16 protein-coding genes are annotated in these 19228 nt (G+C 66.8%); 9 read left to right on the top strand and 7 right to left on the bottom strand.

Features of this window, described 5'->3' with window-relative positions:
- Positions 1 to 129: 129 nt before the first annotated feature.
- Entirely contained in the window at positions 130 to 2352 is a 2223-nt protein-coding gene (locus tag AC1DNG_RS11130) for an NADP-dependent isocitrate dehydrogenase (RefSeq protein ID WP_476887337.1), read from the bottom strand.
- Positions 2353 to 2597: 245 nt separating this feature from the next.
- On the opposite strand from AC1DNG_RS11130, the gene AC1DNG_RS11135 reads away from it, so the two are divergent.
- Entirely contained in the window at positions 2598 to 3596 is a 999-nt protein-coding gene (locus AC1DNG_RS11135) for a trypsin-like serine peptidase (RefSeq protein WP_476887338.1), read from the top strand.
- Between the two features lie 922 nt (positions 3597 to 4518).
- Here AC1DNG_RS11135 and purH read toward each other — a convergent pair.
- Positions 4519 to 6204 carry a bifunctional phosphoribosylaminoimidazolecarboxamide formyltransferase/IMP cyclohydrolase gene (gene purH / locus AC1DNG_RS11140; RefSeq protein ID WP_476887339.1) on the bottom strand — a complete coding sequence of 562 codons (1686 nt, stop codon included), beginning with the start codon at positions 6202 to 6204 and terminating at the stop codon, positions 4519 to 4521.
- Between the two features lie 150 nt (positions 6205 to 6354).
- On the opposite strand from purH, the gene AC1DNG_RS11145 reads away from it, so the two are divergent.
- Positions 6355 to 7707: an MFS transporter gene (locus AC1DNG_RS11145; RefSeq protein WP_476887340.1), complete on the top strand. Its 1353-nt coding sequence runs from the start codon at positions 6355 to 6357 to the stop codon at positions 7705 to 7707.
- 145 nt (positions 7708 to 7852) lie between these two features.
- On the opposite strand, the gene AC1DNG_RS11150 is transcribed toward AC1DNG_RS11145, so the two are convergent.
- Together AC1DNG_RS11150 and purN are read right to left on the bottom strand one after the other, a co-directional pair.
- A complete protein-coding gene (locus tag AC1DNG_RS11150) occupies positions 7853 to 8788 on the bottom strand; it encodes a hypothetical protein (protein WP_476887341.1) in 936 nt (311 codons plus the stop codon).
- Between the two features lie 267 nt (positions 8789 to 9055).
- Entirely contained in the window at positions 9056 to 9631 is a 576-nt protein-coding gene (purN, locus tag AC1DNG_RS11155) for a phosphoribosylglycinamide formyltransferase (RefSeq protein WP_476856619.1), read from the bottom strand.
- A 39-nt stretch (positions 9632 to 9670) separates the two neighbouring features.
- On the opposite strand from purN, the gene AC1DNG_RS11160 reads away from it, so the two are divergent.
- On the top strand, positions 9671 to 10114 hold the full coding sequence (locus AC1DNG_RS11160; protein WP_476849143.1) for a hypothetical protein: 444 nt from the start codon (positions 9671 to 9673) through the stop codon (positions 10112 to 10114).
- A gap of 22 nt (positions 10115 to 10136) precedes the next feature.
- Here the strand turns inward: AC1DNG_RS11160 and AC1DNG_RS11165 are convergent, their stop codons facing one another.
- Positions 10137 to 11456, bottom strand: a complete 1320-nt coding sequence (locus AC1DNG_RS11165) for a cell division protein PerM (RefSeq protein WP_476887342.1) — start codon at positions 11454 to 11456, stop codon at positions 10137 to 10139.
- Between the two features lie 220 nt (positions 11457 to 11676).
- Between AC1DNG_RS11165 and AC1DNG_RS11170 the strand changes: the two genes are divergently transcribed.
- Positions 11677 to 12096, top strand: coding sequence for a DUF4383 domain-containing protein (locus AC1DNG_RS11170; protein WP_253906807.1), 420 nt, complete (start codon positions 11677 to 11679; stop codon positions 12094 to 12096).
- 233 nt (positions 12097 to 12329) lie between these two features.
- On the opposite strand, the gene AC1DNG_RS11175 is transcribed toward AC1DNG_RS11170, so the two are convergent.
- Together AC1DNG_RS11175 and AC1DNG_RS11180 are read right to left on the bottom strand one after the other, a co-directional pair.
- Positions 12330 to 12839: a cytidine/deoxycytidylate deaminase family protein gene (locus tag AC1DNG_RS11175; RefSeq protein WP_243180269.1), complete on the bottom strand. Its 510-nt coding sequence runs from the start codon at positions 12837 to 12839 to the stop codon at positions 12330 to 12332.
- 106 nt (positions 12840 to 12945) lie between these two features.
- On the bottom strand, positions 12946 to 14250 hold the full coding sequence (locus AC1DNG_RS11180) for an MFS transporter (RefSeq protein WP_459384138.1): 1305 nt from the start codon (positions 14248 to 14250) through the stop codon (positions 12946 to 12948).
- A 590-nt stretch (positions 14251 to 14840) separates the two neighbouring features.
- On the opposite strand from AC1DNG_RS11180, the gene AC1DNG_RS11185 reads away from it, so the two are divergent.
- Genes AC1DNG_RS11185 through AC1DNG_RS11205 form a run of 5 tightly spaced genes read left to right on the top strand, consistent with a single transcriptional unit; the run spans position 14841 to position 19182 of the window.
- Positions 14841 to 15449 (top strand): helix-turn-helix domain-containing protein, encoded by a 609-nt coding sequence (locus AC1DNG_RS11185; RefSeq protein ID WP_028277301.1) that lies wholly within the window; start codon positions 14841 to 14843, stop codon positions 15447 to 15449.
- Positions 15450 to 15507: 58 nt separating this feature from the next.
- Positions 15508 to 15696 carry a hypothetical protein gene (locus AC1DNG_RS11190; protein WP_476887343.1) on the top strand — a complete coding sequence of 63 codons (189 nt, stop codon included), beginning with the start codon at positions 15508 to 15510 and terminating at the stop codon, positions 15694 to 15696.
- A gap of 32 nt (positions 15697 to 15728) precedes the next feature.
- Entirely contained in the window at positions 15729 to 17111 is a 1383-nt protein-coding gene (locus AC1DNG_RS11195; protein ID WP_028277300.1) for an FAD-dependent oxidoreductase, read from the top strand.
- Entirely contained in the window at positions 17108 to 18355 is a 1248-nt protein-coding gene (locus tag AC1DNG_RS11200) for a CaiB/BaiF CoA transferase family protein (RefSeq protein ID WP_476859190.1), read from the top strand. The genes AC1DNG_RS11195 and AC1DNG_RS11200 overlap by 4 nt, the downstream gene beginning before the upstream one ends.
- A complete protein-coding gene (locus AC1DNG_RS11205; RefSeq protein WP_476872666.1) occupies positions 18352 to 19182 on the top strand; it encodes an enoyl-CoA hydratase-related protein in 831 nt (276 codons plus the stop codon). Before AC1DNG_RS11200 ends, AC1DNG_RS11205 begins: the two co-directional genes overlap by 4 nt.
- Positions 19183 to 19228 lie beyond the last annotated feature (46 nt).

The following is a 19228-nucleotide window of genomic DNA, read 5'->3' on the forward strand; positions in this document are numbered from 1 at the left end:
AGCAGCGACGCGCGCACCGGAATCCCGGGCGGACAGCAGAACGCCCCGCCTCCCTTTCGGGAGACGGGGCGTTCTGCGTGGCGGCCGGCCCGGGCGCTGCCTGAGGTCTGGCGCCGGTTGAGGCTGGGACTACTTGGTCAGCGTCGCAAGCACTTCGCTGAACTTCGCCGACGGGCGCATGACCGCTGCAACCTTGGCCGCATCCGGCCGGTAGTACCCGCCAAGGTCCACCGGGGAACCCTGGACGGCCAGGAGTTCGCCGGTGATGGTGTCCTCGTTGGAGTTCAGCGCGTCAGAAACGGCGGCGAAGGCCGCGGCGAGCTCGGCGTCGTCGTTCTGGCTGGCCAGTTCCTGGGCCCAGAACTTGGCCAGGTAGAAGTGGCTGCCGCGGTTGTCCAACTCGCCGGCCTTGCGCTTCGGGGACTTGTCCTCCAGCAGGAACGTGCCGGTGGCCCGGTCCAGGGTGTCGGCCAGGACCTGGGCGCGGGCGTTGCCGGTGCTGGTGGCGAGGTGCTCGAAGCTGACGGCGAGTGCGAGGAATTCACCCAGGCTGTCCCAGCGCAGGTGGTTTTCCTTGAGCAACTGCTGGACGTGCTTCGGGGCGGATCCGCCGGCGCCGGTCTCGAACAGGCCGCCGCCGTTGATCAGCGGCACCACCGAAAGCATCTTGGCGCTGGTGCCCAGTTCCAGGATCGGGAAGAGGTCGGTGAGGTAGTCGCGGAGCACGTTGCCGGTCACCGAGATGGTGTCCTCGCCCTTGCGGAGGCGCTCCACCGTGAAGGCCGTGGCCTCATCCGGGGACATGATGGCGATTTCCAGGCCCGCGGTGTCGTGATCCTTGAGGTATTCCTCCACCTTTGCGATCATCCGGGCGTCGTGCGCGCGGCCCTTGTCCAGCCAGAAGACGGCGGGCGTGGCGGAGGCGCGGGCACGGGTGACGGCCAGCTTCACCCAGTCGCGGATCGGCACGTCCTTGGTCTGGCAGGCGCGCCAGATGTCGCCCGGGGCAACCTTGTGCTCGATCAGCACCGTGCCGGCGTCGTCAACGATCTGGACGGTGCCGGCGGACTGGATCTCGAACGTCTTGTCGTGGCTGCCGTATTCCTCGGCGGCCTGGGCCATGAGGCCGACGTTCGGGACGGTGCCCATGGTGGTGGGATCGAAGGCCCCGTGGGCGCGGCAGTCATCAACCACGACCTGGTAGATGCCGGCGTAGCTGCTGTCCGGGAGGACGGCGAGGGTATCGGCTTCCTGGCCGTCGCGGCCCCACATGTGGCCCGAGCTGCGGATCATGGCCGGCATCGAGGCGTCGACAATGACGTCGGAGGGCACGTGCAGGTTGGTGATGCCCTTGTCGGAATCGACCATCGCGAGTTCGGGGCCCTCGTTGAGGCCCTTTTCGATGGCTGCCTGGACCTCGCCGCGGATCTCCTCCGGCAGGTCCTCGAGGCCGTTGAGGATGGAGGCAAGGCCGTTGTTGGGGCTCAGGCCGGCGGCGGCGATCTGCTCACCGTAGGTGGCGAAGAGGTCCGCGAAGTAGGCCTTGACGACGTGGCCGAAGATGATGGGGTCCGAGACCTTCATCATGGTGGCCTTGAGGTGGGCGGAGAACAGCACGCCCTCGTTCTTGGCCCGGGCGACCTGGGCTGCGAGGAACTCATCCAGGGCCGCGGCACGCATCACGGTGCCGTCGATGACCTCGCCGGCCAGGACCGGGAAGGCACGCTTGAGGACCTTGACGGTGCCGTCTTCCTTGACGAGCTGGATCTTGATGTTGGTGTCGGCCTCGATCACCACGGACAGCTCGTTCGAGCGGAAGTCGTCGGCGTCCATGTGGGCCACGTTGGTCTTGGACTCCGGAGTCCAGGCGCCCATGCTGTGCGGGTTCTGGCGGGCGTAGTTCTTGACCGAGAGCGGGGCGCGGCGGTCCGAGTTGCCTTCGCGCAGGACCGGGTTCACGGCGGAGCCCTTGATCTTGTCGTAGCGGGACCGGATGTCCGTTTCCTCGTCCGAGGAGGGGTTGTCCGGGTAGTCCGGCAGCGCGTAGCCGTGGCCCTGGAGTTCGGCGATTGCGGCCTTCAGCTGGGGCACGGAGGCGCTGATGTTGGGCAGCTTGATGATGTTGGCTTCGGGCGTCTTGGCGAGTGCACCAAGCTCGGTCAGGGCGTCGCTGACGCGCTGCTCTTCGGTGAGGTAGTCGCCGAACACGGCGATGATGCGGCCGGCCAGCGAGATGTCGCGGGTCTCCACTTCCACACCGGCCGTCGAGGCGAACGCCTCAATGATCGGCAAGAACGAATAGGTGGCCAGCATCGGCGCTTCGTCGGTGTGGGTATAGATAATCTTTGCCATTGCGCGGGCGTCTCCCTGAAGGTCTGGGTATTTCCGGAATCTTGTGTTATCTCAACACCCCTAACTTACCCGAGGTGCCCCCGTTGGCGCCTACCGGCGTCGTGCGCGGACGGATGAGTGACGCCCCGACACGGCATAACAAAAATTGACAAGCGACTTTACAGGTTAGTCAAATTGCCGTAGTTTCGTTCCATCCAGCGGCCGCCAACAGCGGCCGCCCCGCTTTTCCACCGGTTAGGACACCCATGAGAACACCCAAGACTCTGGCCACCAGCCTGCTGACTCTTTCGGCCGCCGCGCTGCTGGCCCTGAGCGCCGCGGGGGCGGCCACGGCCTCTCCCGCACCGGCCAAGGCACCGGTTTCCACCTCCGATGTCACCAGCCACACCGTCACCGAGACGGGCGCGGCCGACTACTGGACCGCGGAACGCATGCGCAGCGCCGTCCCCGGCGACGTCCTGGCCGACAGGGCCATGAAGCGCAACGGCAAGGCCACCGCGGCCAGGGGCCCGGCGGAAACGGGCGCGCCGGGCAAGGTCGAGGCCGCGGCTCCCAAGCTGCAATCCCAGACGCTCCAGACCAAGACCAATGCCAGCGAAACCCCCGTCCCGCACATCGGCAAGGTCTTCTTCACCCTCGGCGGGACGAACTACGTCTGCTCCGGCAACTCGGTCTCCTCCGGCAACAAGAGCACGGTCTCCACGGCCGGGCACTGCGTGAATGAGGGCCCGGGCGCCTTCGCCACCAAGTTCACGTTCGTCCCGGCGTACCTGAACGGCGCGGCCCCCTACGGCAAGTGGACGGCCAAGGCCCTCTACGCCCCCACCCAGTGGAGCTCCTCGGGTGACATGACCTACGACACCGGCTTCGCCGTCATGTCCACGCTCAACGGCCAGTACCTGAGCGACGTCGTCGGCGGCTCCGGGCTGCAGTTCAACGCCGCCCGCGGCCTGAGCTACAAGTCATTCGGTTACCCCGCCGCAGCGCCCTTCAACGGTGAATCCCTCAAGAGCTGCTCAGGCACCGCCACGAACGATCCCTACAACCCGCAGTTCAACACCCAGGGGATCCCCTGCAACATGACCGGCGGTTCCTCAGGCGGTCCGTGGTTCATCGGCACCAGCGCCGCCGGCTACCAGAACTCCATCAACAGCTACGGCTACGGCAGCAACTCCACCACGATGTACGGCCCCTACTGGGGCAGCGTGATCCAGCAGGCCTACACCACGGCGGCCGCTTCCTGATCTGAGGGCGCGGGGCCCCGCGCTCCGTTCGCGGGGGCCTGTTCGCGGGGCCCGCGCAGCCGGGCTTGTCTACCCTGTTTACCCTGTTTACCCCAGCGCGGGGTCATTGCGTCCCATCTTCAGCAGTGGGGAGGACGCAGTGGCCCCGCGCTGGCTTTATGTGCGACGGCGGATCGCGCCCGCCCCCCCTGGACATGCCCTCCGCTAACACCAAGGCCCGGACATATACCCCACATGTCCGGGCCTTGCCATGAGGAAAGGACATGTCCTCCGGGCGGCTTCTCGGCGCTTGGGAACGAATGAGCATGTCCCCCGGATGGCCCCCGGCAGCCCCGGTCGCACGGGACATGCCCTCTCCACACGCCGAAGCCTGGACATATCCCCCATATGCCCACTCCTTGCCGCGAAAAATGAGCATGTCCCGCGGAAAGCATGAGCCTGTCCCAGGGACCGGCCACCAGCCCACTCGCTGGCACAAAAAATGGACATGTCCCCCGGCCAGGGAGGGCATGTCAGGGAAGGAATGGGCATGTCCGACCGGGTCGGTCTCGAGCTCCTGAAGCCGCGAGCACGTCCTTTGGGTTGGTCCGCTACGCAACGAAAAGACTGAGCATGTCCCCCGGCTGGCCCTGGTCGCCGAGGGTCGCACGGGACATGCCCTCTCCACACTCCGAAGCCTGGACATATCCCCCATATGCCCACTCCTTGCCGCGAAAAATGAGCATGTCCCGCGGAACGAATGAGCATGTCCCAGGGTCCGGCCACCAGCCCACTCGGTGGCACAAAAAATGGACATGTCCCCCAGCCAGGGAGGGCATGTCCATTTTTTGTGCCGGTCTCTTGCGCGCGGGTCCCTTGCGCGCGGGTCCCTTGTGCGCGAACCGCAGCCCGAGTGGAAGAGCACTACCCGAGCGGAAGGGCCCTAGTGGAAGAAGTGGCGTGCCCCGGTGAAGTACATGGTGATGCCGGCGGCGTTGGCCGCGGCGATGACTTCCTCGTCCCGGACTGAGCCGCCGGGCTGGACGACGGCGCGCACGCCGGCGTCGACCAGGATCTGCAGTCCGTCGGCGAACGGGAAGAACGCGTCCGAGGCCGCTACAGCGCCCCGGGCACGCTCCGGCGAAGCGGAGGCGTCGGCATTCGAGGCCCCGCCGGCGGCGTCGACATCGGACTCCACGGTGACGCCGAGGGTGTTGGCGCGCTCGACCGCGAGCTTGCAGGAATCGAGCCGGTTGACCTGGCCCATGCCGATGCCGACGGCGGCACCGTTGTCTGCGAGCAGGATGGCGTTGGACTTCGCCGCGCGGCACGCGGTCCAGGCGAACGCGAGGTCGGCCAGAGTGGCGGCGTCGGCGGCGTCGCCCGCGGCCAGGGTCCAGTTCGCGGGGGTGTCGCCGTCGGCGTCGACCTTGTCCGTGGCCTGTACCAGCATGCCGCCGGAGACCTGGCGGAACTCGGTCGGGTAGCGGCCGTATCCGTCCGGGAGGGCCAGGAGGCGGATGTTCTTCTTCTTGGACAGGATCTCCACTGCCTCGTCGTCGAAGCCCGGCGCGATGACGACCTCCGTGAAGATGCCGGCGACGGTCCGTGCCATCCCGGCGGTGACGGTGCGGTTCGCGGCGATGACGCCGCCGAACGCGGACACGGGATCGCAGGCGTGGGCCTTGGCGTGGGCGTCGGCGATCGGGTCGGCCGCCGACGCGGACCCCACGGCCACGCCGCACGGGTTGGCGTGCTTGATGATGGCGACGGCGGGTTCGGCGAAGTCGAAGGCGGCGCGCAGGGCGGCGTCGGCGTCGACGAAGTTGTTGTAGCTCATGGCCTTGCCGTGCAGCTGGTCGGCCTGGGCGATGCCGGCCGGGGCGGCCTTGTCCACATACAGTGCGGCCTGCTGGTGCGGGTTTTCGCCGTAGCGGAGCACCTCGGAGCGTTCCAGGGCAAGGCCTGCGTAGGCGGGCCAGTCGATCACGCCGTCGCCGTCCTCGTCACGGAACTGGCTGGCGGTCCAGGTGGCCACGGCGGTGTCGTAGGCCGCGGTGTGCGCGAACGCCTTGGCGGCGAGCCGGCGGCGGGTCTTCAGGTCAAAACCGCCCGAGGCGGCGGCCTCCACCACGGCACCGTAGGACGCCGGGTCCACCACGATCGCGACGGCGGCGTGGTTCTTCGCGGCGGAGCGCACCATCGCGGGGCCCCCGATGTCGATCTGTTCGACGACGTCGTCCGGCGCTGCACCGGACTTCACGGTCTCCACGAAGGGGTAGAGGTTGACGACGACGAGGTCGAACGGCTCGATCTCCATGTCCGCCAGGGTCTGCATGTGGGCCGGGACGCGGCGGTCCGCGAGGATGCCGCCGTGCACGCGCGGGTGCAGGGTCTTGACGCGGCCGTCCAGCATTTCGGGGGAGCCGGTGACTTCCTCGACTTCCTGCACGGGGATGCCCGCGGCAGCGATCTTCTTGGCCGTGGAGCCGGTGGAGACGATCTTGACGCCGGCGGCGTGCAGGCCTTGAGCGAGCTCCTCCAGACCGGTCTTGTCGTAGACCGAAATCAGTGCCCGGTGGATGGGAACTCGGTCGATGGATACACGGTCAAGCTGCGTGAAGCTCACAAAAGTCTCCGTCTTATATCGCGGCGGGGCCGCGGGTGGTGGGGATGCGGCCAGTTTATCGCGTCCCGCCGCCGGGCCCTCCCGCGCGCCGGAGTGTGAAGCACGCGCAGGCCGCGGCCCGGCCACGTAGAGTTTTCACAGGAGGCCAAGATGAACACGTACACCACTGTGCCCAGCGGCGAACAGGTGGTCCAGGAACTGCCGTGGCGGTGGAAGGTCCAAGGCCGGCTCTTCCTGATCGGCGGACTGGGCTTCATGTTCGATGCCTGGGACGTCACCCTCAACGGCATCCTCATTCCGTTGCTGTCCAAGCACTGGTCGCTGAGCCCGGGCGATGCCGCCTGGATCGGCACGGCGAACCTCATTGGCATGGCCCTGGGCGCCTTTGTCTGGGGCACCATCGCGGACACCATCGGCCGCAAGAAGGCCTTCACCGCGACCCTGCTGATTTTCTCCATCTTCACCGTGCTCGGCGCCTTCTCCCCCGACTTCATGTGGTTCGTCGTGTTCCGGTTCCTGGCCGGGTTCGGCCTGGGCGGCTGCATCCCGGTGGACTACGCGCTGGTGGGCGAGTTCACCCCGCGCAAACAGCGCGGCCGGGTGCTCACCGCGATGGACGGCTGGTGGCCGATCGGCGCTGCCCTCTGCGGTTTCGTCTCCGCCGGGCTGGTCGCGGCCTTCGCGGACTGGCGGCTGACCATGCTGGTCATGGTGCTCCCGGCGCTGCTGGTGTTTTGGATCCGCCGCAGCGTGCCGGAATCCCCGCTGTTCCTGATCCGCAAGGGCCGCCGCGACGAGGCCGCCAAGGTGATCGACGCCCTGGTCCAGGCCACCGGCGCCGAGGCCCGCGTCTACAGCCTGCCCGCACCGCAGGATGCACCACGCCTCTCGGCGGGGAGTGCGTGGACGCAGTTGCGCGCCCTCTGGCAGTTCAACTGGAAGATCACGACGGCGGCATGGGCCCTGTTCTTCAGCATCCTGCTCGTCTACTACCTGTCGCTGACGTGGATGCCGCGGATCCTGATCGGCGCCGGCTTCGAGGAGTACAAGGCCTTCCTGACCACGGCGTCGATGGCCGCCGTCGGACTCCTGGGCGTGGTGGTGGCCGCCCTGCTGGTGGAGCGGGTGGGCCGCAAGTGGATCCTGGCGATCACCGGACCGCTGTCCGCGCTGACGCTGGTGATCGTGGCGATCGTGGTGGACATTCCCACCGCCGCCGTGTTCTGGCTCCTGGTGTTCGGCTTCGTGGTGCAGGTGGCCATCCCGGTGCTCTACACCTACGTCTCCGAGCTCTACCCCACGGAACTGCGCGGCTCCGGCTTCGGCTGGGCCTCGACGTTCTCCCGGCTCGGCGCCGGGTTCGGTCCGCTGATCTTCGCGGCCTTCCTGTGGCCGGAACTGGGGCTCGCGACGTCGTTCGCCCTGGCCGGCGGCCTCGTGCTGCTCTCCGTGCTGTGGATGGCGTTCTTCGCCCCCGAGACGAAGCAGCGCCGGCTCGAGTAACGCGCCCACCACTCGATGCGCTATCACTTCAGGCTGTTCTGAGCGCTGATAGCCACCCCAAGTGATAGCGCATCGGGGAAATTACGACGGCGCCCCTCACCTGCGACAGGTGAGGGGCGCCGTCGTCTGTGGTCCGATCCCCCGGCTACTGGATGCAGGTCACGGACACCGAGAGCGCGTTTGCCTTGAGCTGGGTGACAGACCAGCCCGTGGGCTGACCCGATGCGCCCACGACCGGCTGGCTGGCCACGACCTGGTTGCCGTTGCCGCTGTTGATCGCGAACCCGCCGCCGGTGGCGACGTTGCCGGCCGGGCAGCTGGCGACGACGGTGAGCTTTGAGTCGCTGGCCGACGCGACGCTCACACTGGTGGACGCTGCGGCACCGGTCGCGCCGGTTGCGCCCCTCTCGCCCTTCGCCCCTGCAGGGCCGACCGGTCCGATGGCACCCATGGGTCCGGCAGCACCGGTTGCACCGGTGGCACCCGTCTCGCCCTGAAGTCCGGGAGCCCCGGCAGCGCCCGTGGCACCGGTGTCCCCCTTGTCACCGGTATCACCCTTCTCACCCTGGACGCCTTGGGCACCCGTCTCGCCTGTGGCACCTACGGCACCCGTCTCACCTGTGGCACCGGTATCGCCCGTGTCGCCGGTGTCACCCTTCTCGCCCTGGGCACCCGTTTCACCAGTGGCGCCCGTTGCACCCGTCTCGCCCGTAGCACCGGTCTCGCCTGTGGCGCCCGTTTCACCGGTGGCCCCCGTGGCACCGGTCCCGCCCGTGGCGCCGGTGTCGCCCTTCAACCCGGGCAGTCCCTGGATCCCCTGGGCACCGGCGATGCCCTGCATGCCCTGGATGCCTTGGGCGTTCCAGGAGATTGCGGTTTCCTTCTTGGAATCGCACGAGGCGCCCGCGGGGAGTACCCGAAGCTCACCGCCGTTGTTGTTGTTGAAGCACCCCTTGATTTCGCCTGTTCCCGACGTTGGAGTGGCGGCGATGGCAGCAGAAACGGCGCCCGTTCCGAGAACGAGCGCCGCAGTGAGACACAGGACTTTTGGACTTGTTTTGGCAAGGCTGAATCGAGACATGAAGAACCCCCGGAGATGCGACGAATGAATGAGACTGCGTCAGACTATTGCCCATTTCACTACTTGCATCGGCTCGGAAATACCTGTCTTTGGCCCTGCAGTACCTGACTTTCGGACCGAGTACTCACTTTTGCGGGTCCGACCACTTGGTTTGGCCGCGAAGGCCGCTACGCGCCCACCACTCGATGCTCTATCACTCCAGGCTGTTCTGGGCGCTGATAGCCACCCCAAGTGATAGCGCATCGGGGAAATCAGGCAGCGCGGAAATCAGGCGGGGGTGTGGGCCGCGGCGAGGGAAGCCAGAGTGGAGACCAGGAGCCGGCGTTCCACCACCTTGATGCGCTCGTGCAGGGATTCCTCGCTCTCGCCGTCCCCGACCGCCACGGCTTCCTGCGCGATGATGGGGCCCGTGTCCACCCCGGCGTCGGCCCAGTGCACCGTGCAGCCGGTGACCTTCACGCCGTAGGCCAGCGCGTCGCGGACACCGTGGGCGCCGGGGAAGGACGGCAGCAGCGCCGGGTGGGTGTTGAGGTATTTGCCGCCAAACGCGTCGATGAAGTCGGCGCTGACAATCCGCATGAAGCCCGAGGACACCACCACATCCGGGGCGAAGCCGGCCACGGCTTCGGTCAGGGCCGCGTTCCAGGCCGCCCTGTCCGGGTAGGCCTTGAAGTCCACCACAAACGTGGGAATCCCGGCGGCGGCGGAGCGTTCCACCCCGAACGTCCCCGGCCGGTCGGCGCCGACGGCGGCGATCTCGACGTCGAGATCGCCGGACTTCACGGCATCGATTACTGCCTGGAGGTTGGAGCCGGTGCCGGAAACGAGGACAACTATGCGCATGGTCCTAGCTTATGGGGCCGCTCGCGTAGGCTGGAAAACATGAATCCCCCCACGGAATCCGGCAGCGGCCAGTCGGACCGGCAACCGGCCGGCCAGGCAGCACAAGATTCCGCACGGCTGACGCACACCCTGTTCCGGCTGTTCGTCATCGCGGTCCTGGGCTCGTTCTTCGTCTTCCAGCTCGACGTGGGTTATGTGTGGCTGACGGCGCTGCTCACGGTGGCGGGGATTGTGCTGGGCATCGTGGTCCTGGTCCGGGCGGTGAAATACAAGGAATCACGGCTGGTTCTGTACGGCGCGATATCCGGGCTGGTGGTTTCGGCGGTGATGCTGCTGGTGGTCCTGGCCTCGACGCTGTTCTTCAACCAGATCCGCGATTACCAGCAGTGCGTCCGCTACGCCCTGACGCAGCAGGCAACCTCGGAATGCAGGACGCAGCTGGAGAAGTCCCTGCCGGGCCAGCTGCCCACGCAGCTGCGCTAACAGCTGCACCGACGCCGCTGCCCTAGCGGCTGCTGACCGTCTCCAGGTCTGCCTCGCGCAGCTTCTGCTGGCGTTCCAGCCACGGTCCGGCCGCGTAGCCGATCACGACGCCGATCCCGACCTCCGCGGCCACGAACAGCGCCGTGCGCAGCGGGTCGGGCCCGATCTCCGTCAGCCGACCGATGCCGGCCGAACCGCGGGCCAGCCAGGCGAGCCCCGCCGCGAGCAGCCCGGCGACGGAGCCGATCACCGCGCCCAGCACCAGGGTGGAGGCGGCGGCGGTAAACCAGCGGGCCCGGATCTTGATGGACAGCCATTCGTCGAAGTGGTTTTCGCCTTCGCGCAGGAACCACCAGCCGGCCAGCGCCCCGGCCAGCGCCGGCACCACCAGGGCCACGAAGCCGAAGTCGAGGGAACCGGCCGGCAGCGCGGCGAACACCGGAACGGACGGCAGCGGCCCGACGGCGGTCCCGAGCGGTCCGGCCAGCGACCCGACGCCCAGGGCGAACCCCGCGCCGGAGATCCAGGCCAGGGCAAAGACGACGAGGTTGGGCAGGAAGCCGAGCTGCACGATGGTGAGGACACCGCCGCCCATGGCGCCCGCGTCGAGCCCTTCATAAACGGCGACCACAAGGTTCCAGTGGATGAAGAGGTCGATGGCCAGCAGCGCGGCGGACATCGCCAGGCTCGCCATCAGCGCCACCGAGCCTGCCTTGATGGCCGAACCCAGGTAGGACCCGGCCCAACGCGAGTGCTGGCTGGTACGGGACAGCCAGGCCACCGCGTCGACGCCGATCAGCCGGCTCCACGACCCGGCCTCGCGGCGCGCGCCCACCACCATGCCGAGCCCGAACGGGACGAGGGGAATGAACGCGGCGGCCCACAGGCTGATGCCGACGTCGGCCGTGCGGCAGACGAAGCCCGTTGCAATCCCGAATCCGGCATACGCCAGCCAGGAGCCGAGCAGCGCCTGCCAGAGCTGGTCCGTATATGAGGCGCGGGCAAGGCGCCGACCGGCGCGCCAGGCGAGCAGGAACGGGATGAGGGCCAGGCCCAGCGGGATGAGCGAGAGCGTCCCGGATTCCGGCTGCGCGGCGGACCCGGCACCGGCGGTGTCCAGCAGCAGGGGCACGCCGTGGATCAGCAGCCAGGCCTGGCCGGCCAGGCGTGCCAGGACATCGAATCCGTCATGCTGGAATCCGGCAGTGGCCCAGACAATGACAATCGGGGCCACCACCACGAGGGCGGAAATCACGGCGGCCTGGGCGGACTCGAGGGCACCCTGCAGCCACAGGGGCATGGGAAGGCCACGTTGTCCGGTCTGATCAGCGCGCAGTTTCATCGAGATCCATGGTGCCACGGGCCCGGCACCCGGCCGGTTTCCGACAGGCACATTGGCCGGATCCGCCGGATTTGCCGTCGGGGGCCCCCGGCGCTTTTTGCGCACCCCGGTCGTAAAATTGTAAATGTCCGCAATCAGTGGTTGGAGGCAGATAATGACTACCGCATCTCCTCATGCGCACGGCGTTCATTTTGGTCGGACAGATGTACAGAACGTCGGCATGGGTGCAGGTATCGTCCTGATCGTCGTGGGCATCTTGGGGTTCATCCCCGGCATCACTACGAATTACAGCGAACTGAGGTTCTTCGGGCCCGATTCCAAGGCCCTGTTCCTGGGCCTGTTCCAGGTGTCGATGTTGCTGAACATCGTTCAGCTCGCGATCGGCGCCACCGGCCTGACCATGTCCCGGACTGCCATGGGCGCCCGGAATTTCCTCATGGGCTCCGGTCTGCTGTACATCGTCCTTAGCATTTACGGTTTCATCGTCGGCGTGGATTCGGCGGCCAACTTCCTGTCGCTGAACACCATGGACAATTGGGCCTTCATGGTGATGGGCGTAGTAATGGCCGGCGCAGGCTGGCTGATGACAAGGCACCTGGAAGAAGACGTAAAGACCCGGTCATCAACCCCCGGGACATAGGGAGCCGCGAATGAGTAACGTTTCATAGTATTCAGAAAATTCGTACTACCTGCTGGTGCAGCGGTTTAGCGGAAACGCGGCGGCTGCACCAGCTTTCTGTGTGGCGTCTGGGGCCGCCCGACGGCGGAACCTCCCGGCACGGCGGAAGGCCGGGACTTTGTGAGTCCCGGCCTTCCGTGATGCCCTGCCGCTGCCGTTGCCGCCGGTGATGATGCGGGTGCCGCGGCGGCTCGTTAGCTTGCGTGTTCCTGAACGCGGGGCGGAACAGTGTCCCACTCCGTTTCGGTGGCACGCATCCAGGGAAAGGGCAGCAGTTCCTTGATCCGGACCTTGCCCACCTCGCCCCCGGCATCGACCAGTACCGACGTCTCGGTTCCGTAAGAACGCAGCAGCTCCCGGCAGAGGCCGCACGGGTTGGTGACCTGGGGGTGTCCCTGCCCGTCCATGCTGACGGCTACCACAGAGTGGATTGCTGGCTCCTGGGCCATGCGGGCATTGGCGAGGGCGCTGGATTCGGCGCACACATTGATGCGCTTGGCGCCAATGTGCAGTCCGAGATAGATGGCCCCCGACTCACCGCGCATGGCGGCCGCCACCCGGTGGTTCTCGCTGTGGTGGGCGGTGAGCAACAGGGCGCGCGCTGCCTCGTAAAGCTCCACGTCGGAGGCGTCGAGATCAAAGGAGATCACGTTTGCCTGCAAACCGTTTGTGTCCGGGCGACTGGCGTCCATGAGGGTTCCCACTTTCCGTTCCTTCTTACCGCTGTTCCTGCGTGCCTGTGTTCTGGCCTGGCTGTCTTCGTAACCGGACGTGTTCGTAACCGGCCGTGGTCGTAGCCGGCTGTGTGCTCTACCGGCCGATGAAGATGCCGTTCTTCTTCCGGGCGAGCAGGTAGAAGACGATGCTGAGCGCCGACAGGACGGCGACGTAAACGGGGAAGATCCAGGAGGCGTTCATGGACTGGAGCCAGACCAGGAGGTAGGAGGCCGTACCACCGAAGAGGGCGACGCCCAGGCCGTAGCCGAGCGCGGTGCCGGCGCCGCGGCAACCCTTCGGCATCAGGGAGCTGGTGACCACGTTGTACAGGGTCATGTTCAGGACCAGCACAACCGAGCCGCCGAGGAGGACGGCCGCGAAGCCGGCGATGCCGGGCTTGACGTACATCAGCATCAGGAACACGGACGGAATGGCCAGCGCACGGGTGATCAGGAACCACTTGGACATGGACTTGCCGTCAGCGACCTTGCTGATGATGAGGCTGCCGACAACCAGCACGACGCCGAGGATGGTGGTGAGCGCGAAGACGGCGGTTGCGTCCTCCTTGAAGCCGGTGCGGGCCGCCGTGGGAAGGCCGGTGTTCCAGGCGTAGTTGTAGGCCTGCGCCGCGCCGACGACGAAGGTGATGGCCAGGACGCTGAGCCAGTGCTTGCGCACTCCACCCCAGACGGTCTTGGCGGAGTTGTTCGCCAGTTCTTCCGGTTTCATGGTTTCCGGAAGCGTCCGGCGAAGGTAGACAACGACGAAGCCGAAGGCTGCGCCGACGATGAACGGCACACGCCATCCCCAGTCGGCCATGACGGCCCCACCGAGCATCAGGGACGAGAGGTAGCTGACCAGCGAGGCGAGCAGGATGCCTGCGTTGACGTAGAAGGAGATGATGCCGGCGACAAAGCCCTCGCGTCCCTCGGGGACGAGTTCGACGGCGTGGGCGGTGGACAGCGGAGCTTCGACACCGGTGGAGATGCCCTGAACGATGCGGCAGACCAGCAGGATGACGCCGGCCGCGGGGCCAATCTGGTCATAGGTCGGCGACACGGCAATGATCAGGGTGGTGATCGCCATCATCATGATGGACCAGAGCATTACCCGCCGTCGTCCGATCCTGTCGGCGAAGGTGCCGAGCAGGATGCCGCCCAGCGGACGGAACGCGAAGCCGACAGCAAAGACTGCCAGCGCGCTCAGCGTCGCGGCAACGGGGTCCTGCGACGGGAAGAACTTGGGTCCGATGAAGGCCGACAGCAGGCCGAAGACCATCCAGTCGTACCATTCCAGGGTGTTTCCAAGTCCAAGGCCGAGCAGTCCCCGGCGGACTTCCGGAGATAGCCGGGACTTGCGGCCGGTCTCCAGGTCAGTCTTGACGACAGTGTCAGTCATGATTCCTTTTTCCTTCCCCCGCACTTTCGGGGTGCGTGAGGGTACGGATTGCCGGCGGGCACCCCTGTTGGGGTCGCCGGCAATCGAAACTATCGTTTGGCTTGGTCCGCGGGGCGGGACCGGCTCACCACATGGGAGGCGAGTTAGCCCAGATAGCTACGCATGCCTCTTCGTAGCGCTTGAATGCAAACGGGCCATCCAGCTCGGCAACAAGGAACTGGTCCCTGGTGACCGGCCAACATCGTGCTCTGCGGATGGCTTGGCAGATGTCACGGCAGCTTTGCTTAAGGAAAGGAACGTGTTCGCGGGTCGGATGCACCTTCCGCCAGAAGGCTGTGCGCCCTAACCTGTTTGAAGCGTTCTTCCCAAAAGTGTTGCGGCTCACACAACTATATTGAAGATCTTCACAGAGTCAATGGTTTTCGGAGAAGTCCCGTCCGCCCGCAGCAGGCCGAGCCCGGGCCGGATTACAAAGCCCCACGTCAGGCGCAGATTCGGCCCGGAACCGCAAAAATATTCAGCAAAACCTTGATTCGCTAAAAGTTTTCACTATAGTTATGTGTGTTAGCTCACCAAGAGAGAGTCGGAGCATGACCAACGAAATCGTCACGGGACATTCCCCCGCCGGCACAAGCGTCCTTCTTGCCACCGTCGGCAACAAGGTCCGCAACATGCGCAAGGACAAAGGAATGACCCTTGCGAAGCTCTCGGAAGTCACTGGCCTCAGCCCGGCGATCGTCAGCCAGATCGAACGCGGCCTGGCCAATCCCTCTTTCACCACCTTGGCGCAGCTGGCACACGGCCTGGACATTCCGGTGGGGAAGTTCTTCCTCGGACAGGAGGAAACCAGGTCCCCCGTGGTCCGCAAGGCCGAGCGGCGGAACCTCAAGGGCGTCACCAAGAAGTCCGTGGGTGAAGCAGTCTATGAACTGCTCACCCCGGACCTCAACGGTGCGCTGGAGGCCCAATGGATCGTGAGTCCGCCAGGCCACGACACCAGCGCCACTCCTTTCCGGCACAGCGGCGAGGAATTCGGCATCGTGCTCTCCGGCCGGAAGGACATCTTCCTGGACGGCGAGAAGTACACCCTGGAAGAAGGCGATTCGATCACCTTCTCCTCGGATACGCCCCACTGGTACAAGAACAGCTACGAAGAGGTCTGCGTAGCAATCTGGGTTAACGCACCTCACGCGTGGTGATCCGCCGGCCCTAGCCGCCGTCACCTTTCTCCGGTCCGGACGCCTCTTCTATACCGCGGTGTCCGCCGGAACCCCTCCAACAGCCCGCACCACGGCCCCGCAACGGGCCGCGATGCGTCATACCCTCTGCCGGGTCGATTTCGCGGTCAGCGTTGCCGCGTTACTGCCGGGCACCGTCTTCTACGTCACCGTCTTCTACGTCACCGGCACCGTTCCAACGGCAACCGTTCCCACGGCACGCCTCTAACGGCACTTCGGCCGAAACAGTAAGGATCCCCCATGAACCCGTCCACAGCCATGTCGTCGCTGGAACTCAGCACCACCACGGCGGACCTCACCGCCCCCGTCATCTCCCGCTCCGACGTCCTCGTCGTCGGCGGTGGCCCCGCAGGTGTGGCCGCAGCCGTCACCGCGGCCCGCTCGGGCGCCTCTGTCACGCTGCTGGAACGCTACTCCTCCCTGGGCGGCCTCGCCTCCGGCGGCATGGTCCTGGTGCTCGATGACATGATCAACGGCCAGGAAATCACGGTCACCGGCATCGTCTCCGAGTACGTCGAGCGGCTGCAGAAACTGGGCCTGGCGATCGTCCCGCCGGCCGATGACCGCAAGACCTCCGAGGAACTGTGGAACAAGTGGGGCCGCTACGGCACCTTCGACTTCCACTCCCACACCACCCCCAAGCCGGTTTGCTACGCCGCAGCCTTCGACCCGGACGGCTGGAAGCGTGTCTCCAACGACCTCGTCCGCGAGGCCGGCGTCAACCTGCGCCTGCACTCCTGGTTCTCCCGCCCCATCGTGGACAACGGCGTCATGAAGGGCGTGATCTGCGAGACCAAGTCCGGCCCGCAGGCCTTCATGGCCGACATCGTCATCGACACCACCGGCGACATCGACGTCGCCTCCCGGGCCGGCGCCAGCTACGTCAAGGACAGCTACCTCACCACGCTCGTCTTCCGCCTGGGCAACGTCGACACCAACGCCGCGGAGGCCTTCGAACAGGCCAACCCGAAGGAAGCCCGCGCCATCAACCGCAAGATCAAGCGCCTCCTCGGCGGCGCCTGGGAACTGTGGTGGCTCAAGACCCCCATCGACGGCGTCGTCTGGTGCAACGCACCCCACATGACCGGGTTCGACGGCGTCGACCCGGCGGACATGACGGCCGCCGAGTTCGCCGCGCGGGACCGCATCACCGAGGCCGTGGACTACGTCCGCGCCAACCTGCCCGGCTTCGAGAACTGCTACATGCTCGACGTCGCGTCCCAGATGGGCGTGCGCCAGACCCGCCTGCTCGAAGGCGAGTACGTCATGACCAAGGAAGATGTCACCTCCCGCCGCCACTTCGCCGACACCGTGGCCCGCGGCCGCGACTACTACTACCCCTTCCGCTCGCTGCTGCCCAAGGAAGTGGACCAGCTGCTCGTCGCCGGCCGGCACTACTCCGCCACCCCCGAGGCCCAGAAGATGTCCCGCGAGATCCCGCCCTGCATGGCCATGGGCCAGGCAGTCGGCGTCGCCGCCGCGCTGGCGATCCAGAACGGCACCCTCGTCCGCGACGTCTCCGCCCTGGACATCCAGCAGGGCATGCGCCGGCACGGCGCGGACCCGGGCGACGTCCCGTCGTCGAACGCCACCCTTGACGTGGACGCGGTGGTGGGGGCATGAGCACCGTCATCGACGACCTGCTGTCAGGCACGACGGCGGCAACCGCCGCCGCTGAGGCCGGCACCCCGCTCCCGCTGGACGGAATCAAGATCGTGGACTTCACCCAGGTGTTCATGGGCCCGTCCTGCACCCAGCTGCTGGGCGACTACGGCGCGGACATCATCAAGGTGGAACGCCCCGGCGCCGGAGACATCTCCCGCAACTCGTTCCCGGACAAGGACGGCCAGGACAACCCGATCTTCCTGTCCATCAACCGGAACAAGCGCAGCATCTCCGTGGACACCCGCACCGATGAGGGCAAAGCCGTCCTCCGCCGGCTGCTCGCCGACGCGGACGTCGTGGTCAGCAACTTCCGCTCCGGCGTGATGGAGCGGATGGGCTTCGGCTACGAGGACCTCAAGGAGCAGAACCCGGGCATCATCTGGGCCTCCGGCACCGGCTTCGGCCCCGAGGGCCCCTACTCGCACAAGGGCGGCCAGGACGCGATCGCCCAGGCCTACTCCGGCGTCATGTGGCGGCGCGAGTCGGATGACATGAAGCCGGCCATCTACCCCACCACGCTGTGCGACTACATCACGGGCATGCACCTCATGCAGGGCATCCTGCTGGCACTGCGCACCCGCGAGTCCGCCGGCGTCGGGCAGAAGGTGGAGGTGACCATGTACGACTCCATGCTGCACCTGCAGATGCAGGAGGCCTGCATGCAGCTCAACCGCGGCTACGAGGTCAACTGGGGCGCCATGCCGCTCAGCGGCGTCTTTGAAACCACCGACGGCGCCGTCTGCATGGTGGGCGGCTTCACCCCGGACCCGCTGCTGCGCATTTCCGAGGCCCTGGGCCTGGACGAGGACCTCACGCTGCGGCCCGAGTTCGCCAACCTCGAACAGCAGTTCAAGCACAAGCCGGCACTGCAGGCGATCTTCCGCGAGCGCATGGCCACCAACACCACCGAATACTGGACCACCCGGCTCGAAGACCAGGGGCTGCTCAACGCCCCGGTCCACACCCTGGAACAGACCCTGGCCGATGCGCAGACACACGCCAACAACATGATCGTCGAGGCGGAACACCCCGGCGTCGGCACCGTGAAGATGCTCAACGCACCCATCCGGCTCTCCGCCACCCCGCCCACCATCCGCCGGGTGGCCCCGCGCCTCGGCGAACACAACGTCGAGGTGCTGTTGGAGAACGGGTTCGACGCCGAGACCATCGAGCGCCTGCAGCAGCTGGGGGTCCTTCGGTGACCGCCGTTTCAGAGGCCGGGACGACCGCCTCGGTTCCCACCGCCGTTGACCAGGTCACCCTGACCATCGAGAACCACGTCGCTACCGTGGTCATCGACCGCCAGCACGTGCTCAACGCCGTCGACGGCGGCGCGCAGGCCCGGCTCAACGAGATCTGGGACCAGCTCGAAGCCGATCCGGACGTCCGCGCCGTGGTCATCACCGGCGCCGGGACCCGGGCCTTCTGCGTCGGGGCGGACATGTCCGCCTCCGCCGTGGACAAGACCGGGCTCGAATACTGGGCCGGTCTGGACCCGAACGGGTTCGGCGGGCTCAGCCTGCGCACCACGCTGGACATCCCGGTGATCGCCCGGGTCAACGGTTATGCGCTCGGCGGCGGCATGGAGATCGTGCTCGGCGCGGACATCGTAATCGCCGCGGACACGGCCCGCTTCGGGCTGACGGAACCGCGCGTCGGGCGCCTGGCGCTCGACGGCGGCATCCACCAGCTGGTGCGCCGGATCCCCTACACCCAGGCAATGGGCATGCTCCTGACCGGGCGGAAGGCCGAGGCCACCGAGATGCAGTCCATGGGCCTGGTCAATGAGGTGGTCCCCGCGGACCAGCTCGACGCCGCGGTACAGCGCTGGCTGGACCAGATCCTCGCCTGCGCCCCCACCTCGGTCCGGGCGGTCAAGCAGATGGTCACGCAGACCGCGCACCTGACCGCCGCCGAGGCCCGCGGCCTCCGGCTCCCCGCCCTCATGGCGGCGCTGGACAGCGAAGACTCCGCCGAGGGCGTCCGCGCCTTCCAGGAGAAGCGCCCGCCGCACTGGCCGGGACGCTAGCCGTTCCACGGCCCGAAGATTCAGCCGCTCGAAGAACAACAAGAGC

The organism is Arthrobacter sp. 01T425, assembly GCF_056398725.1.

What these genes read in the sequence shown, in the direction of transcription:
- AC1DNG_RS11195 (WP_028277300.1), top strand. Translation starts at nt 15,729, where the DNA reads ATGAACCCGTCCACAGCCATGTCGTCGCTGGAACTCAGCACCACCACG.
- AC1DNG_RS11170 (WP_253906807.1), top strand. Translation starts at nt 11,677, where the DNA reads ATGGGTGCAGGTATCGTCCTGATCGTCGTGGGCATCTTGGGGTTCATC.
- AC1DNG_RS11130 (WP_476887337.1), bottom strand. Translation starts at nt 2,352, where the DNA reads ATGGCAAAGATTATCTATACCCACACCGACGAAGCGCCGATGCTGGCC.
- AC1DNG_RS11160 (WP_476849143.1), top strand. Translation starts at nt 9,671, where the DNA reads ATGAATCCCCCCACGGAATCCGGCAGCGGCCAGTCGGACCGGCAACCG.
- AC1DNG_RS11135 (WP_476887338.1), top strand. Translation starts at nt 2,598, where the DNA reads ATGAGAACACCCAAGACTCTGGCCACCAGCCTGCTGACTCTTTCGGCC.
- AC1DNG_RS11185 (WP_028277301.1), top strand. Translation starts at nt 14,841, where the DNA reads ATGACCAACGAAATCGTCACGGGACATTCCCCCGCCGGCACAAGCGTC.
- purN (WP_476856619.1), bottom strand. Translation starts at nt 9,631, where the DNA reads ATGCGCATAGTTGTCCTCGTTTCCGGCACCGGCTCCAACCTCCAGGCA.
- AC1DNG_RS11150 (WP_476887341.1), bottom strand. Translation starts at nt 8,788, where the DNA reads ATGTCTCGATTCAGCCTTGCCAAAACAAGTCCAAAAGTCCTGTGTCTC.
- AC1DNG_RS11180 (WP_459384138.1), bottom strand. Translation starts at nt 14,250, where the DNA reads ATGACTGACACTGTCGTCAAGACTGACCTGGAGACCGGCCGCAAGTCC.
- AC1DNG_RS11200 (WP_476859190.1), top strand. Translation starts at nt 17,108, where the DNA reads ATGAGCACCGTCATCGACGACCTGCTGTCAGGCACGACGGCGGCAACC.
- AC1DNG_RS11145 (WP_476887340.1), top strand. Translation starts at nt 6,355, where the DNA reads ATGAACACGTACACCACTGTGCCCAGCGGCGAACAGGTGGTCCAGGAA.
- AC1DNG_RS11165 (WP_476887342.1), bottom strand. Translation starts at nt 11,456, where the DNA reads ATGAAACTGCGCGCTGATCAGACCGGACAACGTGGCCTTCCCATGCCC.